This is a genomic window from uncultured Sphaerochaeta sp., from assembly GCF_963676625.2.
Taxonomy (GTDB): Bacteria; Spirochaetota; Spirochaetia; order Sphaerochaetales; family Sphaerochaetaceae; genus Sphaerochaeta.
This window is the reverse complement of sequence record NZ_CAXXYB010000008.1, coordinates 173,709-186,432: the sequence shown is the minus strand read 5'-3', so window position 1 is coordinate 186,432 and position 12,724 is coordinate 173,709. Positions and strand designations below refer to the sequence as shown.

The window sequence follows — 12,724 nt, the reverse complement described above, 5'->3', positions numbered from 1 at the left end:
AAATCAGGGTACTCCTCTGATGGGTGTGGGAAGAAGTCCCACTAGGGGATTGAAAACTGATTCCGTTTACAAAATGCTGCTCAATTTCTGAATCCAGAAAATATAGATGTCCCATGCAAGTTATTTTTCTGTACTATGATTAAAAATTTTCGAGTATTTACTTTATAGAAGTTGTAAAAAGGAAAAGAGGAATTTATGAACAACAGAGACAACCACTCAAACACTCTGATTTTTATTGATACCAACATTCTTCTGATACCCTTAAAGATAGACGGTCTGAGTGTTGAGGAATTTAAACATTTGTTCAATCCCTTCATTGATAATATTTATGTCCTCCATACTGTGTATGACGAATATAAAGAAATTTGCAGGATGATTAATAAGAATAATATTCAAGCAATAGACCAAGCGTTTCAAACTTGGGCAAAAGCTACATCTGCTCTAAGAGTATTAGTTGAAACAATTCCAGATTGGAGACATTTCTCTAAAAAGTGCTTAAGTTCCAGCATAATCAAGCAAGCAGAAGAACTAAAATCTAATACAAATACTAGAAATAAATCTATTTGTGAGGAATCTATTTCAGATTTAGAGCCTTTTATTCGGTCAAGGCTTTATCGTGAAAACTTTTCCTATACAGAAAAATTAAAATTGTATGAACAAGCCGAGTTTAGATTCCGAAACCAGATACCCCCAGGATATAAAGATAATGGTAAAAAAGGTATTGGCAGATATTCGGATTTTATTATATGGAAAGAAATGATAAAGGCAACGAATGAAATCTTTAAAGAAGAATCTGGATGGCATGAAGTTGTTTTTATAACAAACGATAAAAAAGAAGATTGGTTTAGTGATGATTCAAAAGTTAAATTAAAAAGTGAATTCGAAGAAGAAACTGGATGCTGGCTTCAAATAATGAATTTAAAAGAATTCAAGGAAGCCCACAGAAATCAAGTTAAGAGTTTAACGAAGCTAATGAACAGACTTCAAGAAAAACTTGAAAAAAAGAATACAGACAAGGCTTTATACTACTTAAAAAGGCAACTTAATATCCTTGTTCCTTGGGGAGCTACCTTAAATAATCTAGCCGATTATCTTTCAGAGGCAGAGCAGGAAGTTATAAAGAAAGCAATTCAAACACTTCCGGGGGCTATTTATGTTATCCCAATTCAAATCTTAGATTTAACACCTAGAGCAGCAAATTGCTGTTTATATGCGAAAGTCACAACTGTTGGAATGTTTTCTAAAATGACTTTATTTGAATTAGCCAGTTTTCGTTGTTTCGGGAAAAAAAGTTTGCAAGAATTACAATCCAAATCAAAAAGTCTGATAGATTACTTTAATATAACTGGAGAGGAGTCAATTATTGCATCAATTACAGGATAGCCTGAGGATCATCAGCCAATTGGCTTTGGGGTGGCAGAGAATGGATTAATTTATTATTTTTGCAATACTCCTCGATATTGTTTGCGTCGGGCTTTAATAGCGTTCCGTTTGAACCTATGATTATTATGGATACTAGTTAATAAAATGTAGCATTATTAGATTTATCTTATGCGCGCCAATCCGATGGTTTTAAATTATACACTAGCTCTGTCTTTGCAAGCATTTTCAACTTTGCTATATTGGTACATAAAGGCTTCATCCTATATAAATCCTTAAAATGCGGCATTCCAGGGGGGGGGTACCAATTTTCCTCCTAATTCTTTGTATCAAAGTTGAGGGCAAGACATACAATTGTACCTGCGAGCCTGCACAATAAAATGTTCCCCAAAAGGGGGCTCAGAGGGTTACTCAACTATATTATTGGCACAGCCGGAAAAGTTACGTGATATTGGTCCCGAATTACTCAACTATTAGCCAAGAAAAGACAGTAAATATAGCAGTTTATGATTTTTTAGTCTCAGTTAGATTCTGCGTTTTATACAGGACCTCAGTCTGCGATTAATGGGACAGTTTCCGTTGGGTCGGGACAGCAATCTTTCTATCTGAAACATTCAGATTTACCCTTGAGAAATGTCCAAGAAGGATGAATTCAACTCAAGGGAGGTTGCATATGCAACAACTTAAGGGTTACTCCTGTTTTTCCCAGTTCCCTATGAACATACTCCATATCAGTTGGTTCATAGACTTCTTCGGAAACATGCTTTTCTTCTTTGCAGACTCCATTGTCTGGCAAGTTGAGTGCTTGGACAGATGTCTTGAACGGGATATCTCATTCAATGACATCCCTTGCTCATGAAGCTCTAAAATGAGCTTCACTTTGATCTTTTTGGTCATGCTGACCTCCTCAGAATTTGATACCGGAACCAAATTATTCCGATACGGATATTCTGGGGCATGTTGCTTAATAAGTGGTGCTCAAATTGATTTCAGTGGTGCTAGTGGTGCGAACAACTAATCGGTGCCAATGGTGCGACAAGTGGTACTGTATTTGCGAACGATGGTGCTTACGCGCGCGAATATTCAGGACATTAACATTTATTCAGAAAGCGATGATGAAAAGATGCTGATATGATGTGACCGGTGTCAATAATTAAAAAACGTAGATGAGAGGGAAACTGCAGTTTTTCGGCACTTGACCACTCTGATATTCGTGGATTGGTTACCTACAGGTCAATGGTTCGCCAAAAGCTCTGTCAGTCTTACGACGAGGATCAGGAGTAAGTCTTCTGCCTCAAAGCGTCAACGAAGATAACTGAATCATGCACTGAGTTGTCCCCCTCACCCGTATATGAAGTCAGGCAATGTTGCCCGTCATCATTCCCCACACGAAACATGCGAGTTCCCTGGCCCCTGCGGCGGTTGCGACATTCACATTCTTGTTGCACCTGAATGCTAGGTTCTGCATGCGCTTTTTGATTCTCTTGGCCCCACGATCGGCATATGCAATGATCTCGGGACTTTGCCCTTGCTGTCGGTTCGATATTCTCCAGCTCTTGCTGTATGGATTCGATCGTTTGATGCCTTTAGTTGCCTCGACAAGCAAAGTCCGCACCCTCGAGTTGCCGGTTTTCGTGATGCCGGTGTATTGAATATGCTTGCCGCTGGATACCTGTCCTGGGCATAGCCCTATGTAACTCGAGAATTCCCTTGCAGAGGGGAAACGGTGGAAGTCACCAACTTCACAGACAAGGGCCAACGCTGTGTGGGTCTCGATTCCGGTAAAGCACACCAATTTCTCAACCTTGTCTTTGTAGCGTTCCTGGTTGGATATGCCTTCTATCATTTTATCCATCATGTCGATCTTGACTTCCAAGTCTTTGATCTCTTGCAGATATGTCTGGAATGAATACTGCAGCATTGGATCATTGAATTCCAGTGATTCCACCCATTTCATGTACTTCTGGGTCCAGTTGTTGCCGGAATCAGTATATGCGCGACCAAGTCTCAGCAGGAAAGAGAGCAATTGCTGCTTTACTTTCTTCAGATGCCCTTTCAATGTATTCCTCGCCCGCGTAAACTCCCGGGTAGCCTGGTCTTCATCATCCAGTATGTACACTGATTTGTAGGCGTCTGTGGCAAGCGCCATGGCAAGCATCTTGGCATCCCTGCGGTCTGTCTTTATCCGCTCTCCAGGAGCTTTCTTTATCGTTGTGGGCGCTATGATCACGCAGTGGTATCCATGGCCTTGGAGGGATTTGCAGAGGCCGTAGCTGGTCGGCCCTGCCTCATATCCCACAAGGACCTCAAAGCCAGGATCCAGATTGCAGTTTGACAATGCTTTTCTGATTGCTTTCATCATCGGTACGGAACCCGAAGCAATGGTGCCAATTTCGTAATACGATGGATTTCCCTGATCGTCACGGTAGAACATGAATGCGCTGTTCGTGTCCTTATGGACATCAACACCTATGTAAGCTATCTTTTCCATGGTGACTTCCATTTGCATGTGCTAAGGCTGTTCATGCAAGGTTTGCTCTATGAACCAGTGACAGGAGCTCTTTGCGGTATCTTCCTTGGAATTGGTAAGGAAGATGGTGATCACAAGGCTCCGGGGAATGAATGGAGCTGGGAAAATCTGGCAGTTGATGCTTTGGGTGTGGTGGCTGGGGCTTATTGTGCCTGGCTTCTATATTCAGGTTTATAGGTAGATTCAGAAATATTTAGGTAGTCTGATCCAATGATACTAGATTAGCTTCTGATATTCTATTAATGAGGAGATTTGCGAAATTGATAAAAGTGGTTGCATCATTGGTAGATATGAATAAATCGGGATTTTTTGATGCGTCGTTTTTTAGATTTTTCAAGTAATTAAAAATTCTTGAACTATCGTTATTGATTGTGCTGAATCTGCGTAAATCTTGCATTAATCCCGGAATATAGTAACGATAAGAATCTTTAACTGGAATTTTTAAATCGGAAACTTTTTTGATTATAGAATTTTCTACTAGTTCTCACGCTAGGAAAATTGCATTTCTAGGTGACTCTTGAACAATATCTTCTGGTAAAACAGTTTTTTTTGAATTATCTGATACTTTTATTCTATTCAATTCAATTCTTCTTGGCTGGTAATACTATTTAAGGCTTCCATTTTATCAGCAAAACTTAATGATACTCTCTTATAATCAAGTTTTGCTAGTCGCTCAAGCAGAGTTCTAAATGGTTTTCTGAAGATCAGTACAAAAGTAAAAATTAATAAAGGCCATGTAAGAGCATCGATAATATTCATGGTAAATATTTTCTAATCCATATTAATTGTCCTTCTTTCAAGAGTTTAACTTCAACATTACCATAGGGCAAGCACAACTATCAGAAATATTTTATAAAAATTAAGGATGGTCTTGGGCTTCATTGTGCTGTACCATTAGCACATATTTGGAGGTGTTTCATGTTTGTATATATTGATGAGGCTGGTCACACCGGAAAGAATAGCAAAGATCCAGAACAACCAGTTTTTCACTATATGGCTGCAGCTTCAACTAAAAACCTTGATCTTGATATAGATGGACGATTTAAAAAAATATTAATTAAAAATGGAATTTCTGAAATTCATGGTGCAGAAAACGTTGATAAATTAGAAGCCTACGCATCTGATCTTTTGAAGATTCTAAGCTCAAATTCAGTCTCATTTTTTTATTCCATAATTGAGAAAGATTTTATGGCATACGCAAAGTTGTATGATACATTATTCGACAATATTGAGAATAAAGGGGCAAGGTTTCAAGCCTATCAAGTAAGAACATTGAGGTTGACATTACTCGGAATATTAATGGAAATCTTACCAGTTGAGATAGCACATAGCTTTTACGAGGAATGTTTATTTGCCGGAACTGAATCGGATTCCAAATCTGTGCTTATTGATACTTGTAAAGAAATTTTAGCAAGGATACATAGAATTAAAGATGAACGAGCAAGACAAATTATTTCGGATGCAGCGGAATGGGCAATGAAGAATCCATCTGGTATAACAACATACACCAAATCTAGAAAAGATAGATGGATGCATCTTCCACATGTAGCAGGTTTTTTGCCACTGATGAGTATGCTATCTAATTATTCTAGCAAGCATAAATCACCAATCATGAAAATCACTCATGATAATCAAGATCAGATTCGGAAGATTTTGAGTGAAATACACCGAGTTGCTTCAGATCCAGAGGTTTTAAATACTCTTAATCTTGGTGAAAATGGAACTATAGAATTAAAGCAAATTAAGAAAACCAGTTTTGAAATCAGTGATTCATCAAAAAGTTTTGGATTACAGACCGTAGATATCTGTCTTTATGTTCTTTCTCATTCAGAGAGAATTCAACAGATGTCTATTGAATGGCCGAATACTTATAATTTGCTTGAATATGTAGGATTTCATACATCATCTTATATATTAACCAAAGAACGTTTATTAGGTGAAGCAATCGAACGATTAGATCGAACTATGAATACACCCCTTTCTGAAGAGGTAATTGAACGTAGTAAGCAGACTATTGAGAAATGGGAAATGGATTTCCAAGCACAACCAAAATAAATTGATATAAGCATGAAGCAAAAGGTGATTTATTTCTAGGAAGATTAATAAAAAGGTAGGTATGTGATGGAACTTGAGAAAAATACCATAAAAAATCTGATTGATTATTTGGTAAAGCATCGATATCCAAAAGATAGTTTTACACTTGAGTATAACCTTGGTAAGAATTGTTTTGTTGATTTAGCAGTCATTGATCAAGAGTTGAATATTCCGATTCTCCTCTTTGAAGTAAAAAGCCGAAAAACAGAAAGCTCCATCAGATTGGGAAACAGGCAACTTGAACAGGACCTCGCATATCTTGAAGATAAAAGTACGCCAGCATATTTAGTCTTTCCAAAAGCAGTAGAACCTTTCTTTGATTTGCAACGGGTTAATTCTCCGTTGTCTGAAATTGGAAGTAATCCGATTGGGAATCCTGAGGATATTCTTGGGGATTTTGATTATTATAGAAATACTGGAATATCACAAAAGAAGAATGAGAAACAAGAAAAACAAGAGAAAACAGTTGAAACTTTTTCTTATGTTTGTTGGATTCTAGCAGTGGTTCTTGTGATTTTTGCACTTTTAGTAAATTTTGGGAAAATCGTCATCAACCAGAATGCTGGATTAATGTTCCTTCTAGCAATAATGCTTATTTTAGCACCTTTTGTCCAAAGCATAAAAATCCTTGGTTTCGAAATCAATCAATTCGATAAAGCGACGAAAAAGAAAGATAACCATAACTAGTCCAATATCAAATTGCCCTTAGATTCTGCATATCCCCATTTTGCTATCCTATCTGTGTATATGCATAGGAGGCTATCATGGTTGATGCTCATATCAGATCAAAATCGATTATTACCGAAGATATAAAGAACCTTCTTATTGGGGGACAGACGGGAGTCGAAGGTATTCGGTTCTGTCTGGCATCAGTTGTTAATGGGGAAGATCTTTCCAATGCTTCATTGAACTGGTATCTGCTATATAAAAATAAGTATGGTACCGATGCGGGGAGTTATAGAATATTAAAAGCAACTATTACTTAAAATTTGCAGATGCTGCAGAATCAAGCTCAATTCTCTATCGTACCAAAGGAGATATCGAAGCTGATGAACAACTTGGGATTGAAGCAAAGGAAGGATACCCTGTACCTAATTTTGCAAACATCTCAATCATTGGTAATATTTTTAATAACGATGGTACTTATGATGCTGAAGGGAATGTGCTTACAGAACCTACTAAACAAAAAGGTTAGTTCGTAAACGTAAGGGCGAAAGCTGCAGAACCTGTGGAATTGATTGATCCGTATTCCTTTGAAGTTGATACGCCTTTGAGTGTATGGGGTTGCGATAAATAGAATTTCGCAATTCTTATTCCTTTATTGCGCGAAATATATTTATCGGCTGTTTAATAAAATTTCGCTGTTTAAACGGCAATGCTAGTTTATGGCGTTTATTAAAGTGTTTACTATTTATTAAACAAAATGAAGGGATAACCTTTAAACGTTCATTAAACGCTTGATATCTCTTCAAATTTCGCAATCTCCTCTGGTTTATTCCATGAGTTACTGGATTATTCTTTCCATATAAACTTGGATTCAATAAAAGAAGCTGAAGAAACTGATCTGTAAGTCCTGGGTTGAAGACAACATTTCCTGGAAAAATTGATTAGTAATGATTTGATATTTAATTTCGCTATTTCCGTATTGCCATTTCGCGAAATACGTTTATTGGCTGTTTACAAAATTTTCGCTATTAAACGCTGGATAGACATTTCTTATGTTTATTTCAGTGTTTATCGTTTATTAAACATTTAAGCTAAGAACTGATTAAACAGCGTTTAAACACCGTTTACTATCCAGATTTCGCTATTTCTGCTGGTTTATTTCATGTTCCACTGGATTATTAGATTCATATCATTCTGGATTCAACAACAACAGCAAGCCCCTAATGAAATTTGAATTTGAAATTCGTTATCAATCGTAGGGTATTTCATTCTTAGGATACCAAAGAAACTTATTTTAGAGGTTATGTTCCTATAAGGATTGTTTTTAGAACATTGTAGTGCTTTCTATTACATTGTGAAAAAAGAACTCCCTGCATATTACAAGGAGTTCTGATTTTTGGGCCCAGAAGGACTTGAACCTTCGACCCACGGATTATGAGTCCGATGCTCTAACCAACTGAGCTATAGGCCCGGGAAAACCGTATCTAATCTAAAAGATTTTCAAAAGAATGTAAAGCAGAAAAGGCCAGTTGTTGTAAAAAACCCTGTTTGCATTGCTCCTCTTGTTTCCACATGATATGATTCTTACCAAATCTAGGAGATTCTCGATGCGAAAGAAATTGACTATTGTGCTGGTTCTCTTGCTTGTCATTTCAAGCGTATCCTATGCCTCAAACTGGCGATACGTCTTTGACAGTTGGAATCAACACCCCGAAATACTTGAAGGTTTGGTTCCCACCCATGCCATCATGGGCGGAGGGTATGATGGACTATCCTTCATTGAAGGCAACCGAACAGAGTTGCAACTCCTTCTTGGATTAGGATACAGCCAGCGCAAAATATGGCAAGATCCTACAAATGGGTCTGTCATTACCGATAACCCTCTTATCTATGATGTATTTCAGAGTGATTCCAAAATACGAGTATCCCAGGGCTTTTTAAAATCGCCGGTTCCTTCCAAAGACCTTTGGACAGCCTATATCGGAGTTGAAAATACCATGGAAATATATAAGGATTCCATGGTTGTCGGAAGCACCAGACAGAATGGGACTGCAACCCATGCAGTATCATCGATAGCTGACTGGTTTTCCTCGTATGGAGTTTCTCCCTCCAACAATGCATATTATCCGGATTTTGGTACAAATGGCTCAGCAATGCTCCAAACCACCCTTGTTGCAGGGCTTACACTGGATATGATGGATGACAAGATAGTTACCCAAAATGGCCTGGTCAGTGACTTGTCCCTGAACTATGGGCCCTCGATTCTCAACAGTTTGCTTGACGGCACAGCATCGTTTTATAGCATCACCTCAAACACGGAAATAGCAAAGACACTCTATAGTCTCAAAGCAGGCAAAACCAATAATGCCTTCTCTGTCGTGCTTGCCGACAGATTCAATGTCAATTGGACTGATGGTTCGGCCGTTCCTCTTTCTGTACAAGGTCCTATTTCCCTCGGGAATAAAGTCAGGGGTTATGCCTCTTGGACGTATAACACCCAGTTTACCGTAGTCAATAATCTTGATCTCCGAATTTGTGGCCCAGAGCCCTGGTCCCAAGGGTTCTTTCCCAAAGTCACTCTCTTTTTGGACCTAGGGTATGGCGCAGGCAATTACTTCAATACCACTGTTTCATCTTCCAACTTCCTGGCAAGTACAGGAGTTCAGGGAACCCTTGTACTTTTCGATTCCCTTACCTTGGGATACCAGGTTGCCTATCTCTTTACCAATGACAATTATGTCTATTATGGCAATCCCATTGTAGGTTCCGTGACCATGGCGTTGCACTTCTAAGAGCAAAATCGTACAAAAGAAGAGACTTCCTTTTGGAAGCCTCTCTTTTGCTCATATCCTGAAATCCCAAATTCTCAGTTGGTTTCAAGTCCTTTCTTGTCTCTGCCTTATAGAATTGTTTTTTTGAAACTATCCGTAAGATGGCAGGATTCATTGACCAATTTAGTTCGCTCCTTACCATCAGGAAGCGTCTTGATCTTTGTATCTATATCAATATAGCGTGCAAGAGCATCTTGGTACTCTTTTGAATTATAGTTTTTCTCGATCCAATATCGATCATCATCGTTGATCGCTGCAGTAATTTCTTCAGGAAAAGAATCGAGATATTCACTCTCTTCGAACGTAATGGCATGCCAGATATTGGATCCGGAACCTGGTTGCCCGAGAAGCCGGGGAATCAGATAGATATTGGAAAGCATGGTTCTTGCCAAGAGACTGTCCGCATCCAATCCCATTCTATGGATCATCAAAGTCCAGCAGAGAAGCTGAAAGGGTTCCCCGATATCTGTAGGGAAATGTTTTTCGTACCACTTTATATATTCTGCGGAACTCTTGCTGTCATTCAGGAGAAAATATAAATAGAAGAGATAATAGCGGTCGTTGCTACTGTCCTCGATCGTCCCATGTTCCCTTTCGAAACCATCGAGCTTGGATCTGAACGTGTCAATCTGAGTTTGCAGCCCTAGTGGCGTTTTGGAAAACTTCATCATATTGTGCTCCTTTCTAGACTTTTGAAAGGTGATAGTTGGCAAGCTACTGATTGTATGACAAAACTATTTTCTTTCAGGTATAGTATATATCCAAAAACCAAAACATACCAGAGCAGGAGAAAATGGTGCAACTTACAAAAAAGCGACGTCCTTTTGGGATGTCGCTTTTTCTGATGCTTGGTCTTTTCTGGATTTTGCTCGATGAATTCTATTTATACGGATTTGCTTCGCTTTTCTTGAGAATATCCTTCTGGTCGAAACCCAGGGCAGAAAGTGCCTTGACCGTCTTGTCCAGTTGATAGGCAGGAATCCAACGAACCGTCAGGCGAACTGTGTTGGCCTCAGTCATCTCTGCATACGGCCTCAGTCCCGCATTGAGCAATCGATCATACTGGGAATAAGCCGTGATCACGGAGCTATAGGAACCGACCTGGATCTGGTACCACCCGGTATCCCCGGCTCGATTGTATTTTGATTCGGGAACCTCAGGCTCGAAAATCAAGGTAAGCGTTACCTTTGCAGTTCCGTTAGTAAGCATATCGATCTGTTTGGCCGCCGAAGGGGTAAGGTCGATGATTCTTCCGTCCACGAAAGGCCCCCGATCATTTATCCTGACATCAACACTTTTTCCGTTATCCAGATTGGTAACCCGAACTATGGTACCGAATTTCAACGTCTTGTGAGCCGCCGAAAGGGAATTGGGATCGAAACTATCACCGTTTGCAGTAAGGCTTTCCGCCTTGTCGCTGGTATACCAGGAAGCAATGCCGGTTTCGATGACCGTTCCCGGCTCCATCTTGGGAACCTGGGCATCTTCGGCGAACAAAGGGAACAACAATATAAGGCAAAAGGCAAAGGCAATGACTTTTTTCATGCTATGAGTATACGCTCTCTCCTTTTGTTTTGGCAATATGGAGTTGTTGCCAGTTGAATTCCTGTAGTGGTTTCACTATAATCTCGGACTATGAGCGAACAGAACGTATCTACACATTGGGCGGACATATACGCCGACAAGATCATTCGGGAGAAGGGCGAGAAGGAATGCTATACATGTGCTTCCGGAATAACCCCTTCTGGCACCGTGCATATCGGGAACTTCAGGGAAATCATCTCTGTCGACCTTGTAGTGAAAGCTTTGAGGGCCAAAGGCAAGAAAGTCCGTTTCATCTACAGCTGGGATGATTACGATGTATTCCGCAAGGTCCCCAAGAACATGCCCCAACCGGAGTTGTTGGCAACCTATTTACGTAAACCCATCACCTTGGTACCCGATACCACTGGTCGTGCCGATAATTATGCCCGGGCCAATGAACTTGATGTAGAGAAAATTCTTCCTACCGTGGGCGTCTCCCCTGAGTTTCTTTATCAGGCAGAACGCTACCGTAGCAGCCAGTATGCCGAAGGCATGCGCACGGCCCTTGAGAAGAGAGCAGAGATAAAGGCAATCCTTGATGAATATCGCACCGAACCCCTCGGGGAAGATTGGTGGCCCATCTCCGTATTTTCCTCCTTCACGGACAAGGATAATACCACTGTCCTGGGTTGGGATGGTGCCTATGGCGTTACCTACCGTGATGATGACAATGGCAAGGAAGAGACCCTTGATCTGAGAACTACAAGCTATGCAAAACTCCCCTGGAGAATTGACTGGCCGATGCGCTGGGCGAATGAGGGAGTCGATTTCGAACCAGCCGGCAAGGATCACCATAGCGAAGGTGGCTCCTTCGACACTTCCAAAAAGATAGTCGAAGTCTTCGGAGCCCACGCCCCTGTTTCGTTCCAATATGATTTTATCAGTATCAAGGGCAGGGGAGGAAAGATCTCTTCCTCCAGCGGAGAGGTTGTCTCTCTTTATGATGTACTGGAAGTCTATACCCCGGAAATTACCCGCTATATGTTTGCGGGTACCCGCCCCAATACGGAATTTTCCATCTCCTTCGATCTCGATGTACTGAAGATCTATGAGGATTATGACAATTGCGAGAGGATTTACTTCGGCTTGCTTCCCGTCAACGAGAAACGTATGGCCAAGGAAAAGAGAGTCTATGAGTTGAGCCAGGTCGGCTCTGTTCCCAGTGAGGCTTGTTATCAGATTCCTTTCCGCCATTTGTGCAACGTACTCCAGATCCACAGTGGAAATATTGATGACGTGCTCTCTACCCTCGATCCGATGACCAAGAGTCAGGAAGAACGTTTACGGGTGAGATGCCTGTGCGCCTGGAACTGGATTACCCTGTTTGCTCCCGAGGAGTTCAAGTTCAAGCTTGCCTCTGAAGATGATGCGAAGGTAGCGTTGGAACCCAGCCTATTGAAGGCTGTGCAGGCTCTTTCTGAGGTTGTTTCCCGCATGGATCAAATCGAGGACAAGGCTTTTGTCGGAGAACTCTATGCTTCGGCTACCGATAATGGAGTCGAGACCTCGGATTTCTTTACTGCAGTCTACCAAGTACTCATTGGCAAGGAGAAAGGACCGAAGTTGGCTCCCTTCATCCAAGCTTGCGGAAAAGAAAAGGTCCTTCCTATTTTAAAGCGCTACTAAGTCTTTGATCTGT

At 40.5% G+C, this 12,724-nt stretch carries 12 protein-coding genes and 1 tRNA gene; 8 read left to right on the top strand and 5 right to left on the bottom strand.

From position 1 onward, the window contains the following. Positions 1–195: 195 nt before the first annotated feature. Together ACHZBG_RS11470 and ACHZBG_RS11465 are read left to right on the top strand one after the other, a co-directional pair. Entirely contained in the window at positions 196–1,383 is a 1,188-nt protein-coding gene (locus ACHZBG_RS11470) for a PIN-like domain-containing protein (protein WP_320129596.1), read from the top strand. Between the two features lie 670 nt (positions 1,384–2,053). After that, a complete protein-coding gene (locus ACHZBG_RS11465; RefSeq protein WP_320129595.1) occupies positions 2,054–2,239 on the top strand; it encodes a hypothetical protein in 186 nt (61 codons plus the stop codon). Between the two features lie 498 nt (positions 2,240–2,737). Here the strand turns inward: ACHZBG_RS11465 and ACHZBG_RS11460 are convergent, their stop codons facing one another. Then, positions 2,738–3,871 (bottom strand): IS110 family transposase, encoded by a 1,134-nt coding sequence (locus tag ACHZBG_RS11460; protein ID WP_394699391.1) that lies wholly within the window; start codon positions 3,869–3,871, stop codon positions 2,738–2,740. A gap of 33 nt (positions 3,872–3,904) precedes the next feature. Here ACHZBG_RS11460 and ACHZBG_RS11455 point away from each other — a divergent pair, with 33 nt between their 5' ends. Next, entirely contained in the window at positions 3,905–4,087 is a 183-nt protein-coding gene (locus ACHZBG_RS11455; RefSeq protein WP_320129593.1) for a hypothetical protein, read from the top strand. Between the two features lie 399 nt (positions 4,088–4,486). On the opposite strand, the gene ACHZBG_RS11450 is transcribed toward ACHZBG_RS11455, so the two are convergent. Then, the gene (locus ACHZBG_RS11450; RefSeq protein WP_320129592.1) at positions 4,487–4,669 is read right to left on the bottom strand and encodes a hypothetical protein; all 183 of its coding nucleotides are present in this window, start codon (positions 4,667–4,669) and stop codon (positions 4,487–4,489) included. 159 nt (positions 4,670–4,828) lie between these two features. On the opposite strand from ACHZBG_RS11450, the gene ACHZBG_RS11445 reads away from it, so the two are divergent. The 3 genes from ACHZBG_RS11445 to ACHZBG_RS11435 all read left to right on the top strand — a co-directional run bounded on the left by ACHZBG_RS11445 (position 4,829) and on the right by ACHZBG_RS11435 (position 6,990). Beyond that, positions 4,829–5,965: a DUF3800 domain-containing protein gene (locus ACHZBG_RS11445; RefSeq protein ID WP_320129591.1), complete on the top strand. Its 1,137-nt coding sequence runs from the start codon at positions 4,829–4,831 to the stop codon at positions 5,963–5,965. Between the two features lie 66 nt (positions 5,966–6,031). Further along, positions 6,032–6,691, top strand: a complete 660-nt coding sequence (locus ACHZBG_RS11440; RefSeq protein WP_320129590.1) for a hypothetical protein — start codon at positions 6,032–6,034, stop codon at positions 6,689–6,691. 77 nt (positions 6,692–6,768) lie between these two features. After that, on the top strand, positions 6,769–6,990 hold the full coding sequence (locus tag ACHZBG_RS11435) for a hypothetical protein (protein WP_320129589.1): 222 nt from the start codon (positions 6,769–6,771) through the stop codon (positions 6,988–6,990). Positions 6,991–8,067: 1,077 nt separating this feature from the next. Here the strand turns inward: ACHZBG_RS11435 and ACHZBG_RS11430 are convergent. After that, positions 8,068–8,141, bottom strand: a tRNA-Ile gene (locus ACHZBG_RS11430). 136 nt (positions 8,142–8,277) lie between these two features. Here ACHZBG_RS11430 and ACHZBG_RS11425 point away from each other — a divergent pair. Continuing rightward, complete coding sequence (locus ACHZBG_RS11425; protein ID WP_320129588.1) at positions 8,278–9,462, top strand: hypothetical protein; 1,185 nt, start codon at positions 8,278–8,280, stop codon at positions 9,460–9,462. A gap of 107 nt (positions 9,463–9,569) precedes the next feature. On the opposite strand, the gene ACHZBG_RS11420 is transcribed toward ACHZBG_RS11425, so the two are convergent. Both ACHZBG_RS11420 and ACHZBG_RS11415 read right to left on the bottom strand, forming a co-directional pair. Further along, positions 9,570–10,172: a hypothetical protein gene (locus ACHZBG_RS11420; protein WP_320129587.1), complete on the bottom strand. Its 603-nt coding sequence runs from the start codon at positions 10,170–10,172 to the stop codon at positions 9,570–9,572. A gap of 208 nt (positions 10,173–10,380) precedes the next feature. Further along, a complete protein-coding gene (locus ACHZBG_RS11415) occupies positions 10,381–11,046 on the bottom strand; it encodes a septal ring lytic transglycosylase RlpA family protein (RefSeq protein ID WP_320129586.1) in 666 nt (221 codons plus the stop codon). 90 nt (positions 11,047–11,136) lie between these two features. On the opposite strand from ACHZBG_RS11415, the gene lysS reads away from it, so the two are divergent. Continuing rightward, complete coding sequence (gene lysS / locus ACHZBG_RS11410; protein WP_320129585.1) at positions 11,137–12,711, top strand: lysine--tRNA ligase; 1,575 nt, start codon at positions 11,137–11,139, stop codon at positions 12,709–12,711. The last annotated feature ends 13 nt before the right edge of the window (positions 12,712–12,724 follow it).

What these genes read in the sequence shown, in the direction of transcription:
- ACHZBG_RS11440 (WP_320129590.1), top strand. Translation starts at nt 6,032, where the DNA reads ATGGAACTTGAGAAAAATACCATAAAAAATCTGATTGATTATTTGGTA.
- ACHZBG_RS11425 (WP_320129588.1), top strand. Translation starts at nt 8,278, where the DNA reads ATGCGAAAGAAATTGACTATTGTGCTGGTTCTCTTGCTTGTCATTTCA.
- ACHZBG_RS11435 (WP_320129589.1), top strand. Translation starts at nt 6,769, where the DNA reads ATGGTTGATGCTCATATCAGATCAAAATCGATTATTACCGAAGATATA.
- lysS (WP_320129585.1), top strand. Translation starts at nt 11,137, where the DNA reads ATGAGCGAACAGAACGTATCTACACATTGGGCGGACATATACGCCGAC.
- ACHZBG_RS11420 (WP_320129587.1), bottom strand. Translation starts at nt 10,172, where the DNA reads ATGATGAAGTTTTCCAAAACGCCACTAGGGCTGCAAACTCAGATTGAC.
- ACHZBG_RS11470 (WP_320129596.1), top strand. Translation starts at nt 196, where the DNA reads ATGAACAACAGAGACAACCACTCAAACACTCTGATTTTTATTGATACC.
- ACHZBG_RS11455 (WP_320129593.1), top strand. Translation starts at nt 3,905, where the DNA reads ATGCAAGGTTTGCTCTATGAACCAGTGACAGGAGCTCTTTGCGGTATC.
- ACHZBG_RS11450 (WP_320129592.1), bottom strand. Translation starts at nt 4,669, where the DNA reads ATGAATATTATCGATGCTCTTACATGGCCTTTATTAATTTTTACTTTT.
- ACHZBG_RS11445 (WP_320129591.1), top strand. Translation starts at nt 4,829, where the DNA reads ATGTTTGTATATATTGATGAGGCTGGTCACACCGGAAAGAATAGCAAA.
- ACHZBG_RS11415 (WP_320129586.1), bottom strand. Translation starts at nt 11,046, where the DNA reads ATGAAAAAAGTCATTGCCTTTGCCTTTTGCCTTATATTGTTGTTCCCT.
- ACHZBG_RS11465 (WP_320129595.1), top strand. Translation starts at nt 2,054, where the DNA reads ATGCAACAACTTAAGGGTTACTCCTGTTTTTCCCAGTTCCCTATGAAC.
- ACHZBG_RS11460 (WP_394699391.1), bottom strand. Translation starts at nt 3,871, where the DNA reads ATGGAAAAGATAGCTTACATAGGTGTTGATGTCCATAAGGACACGAAC.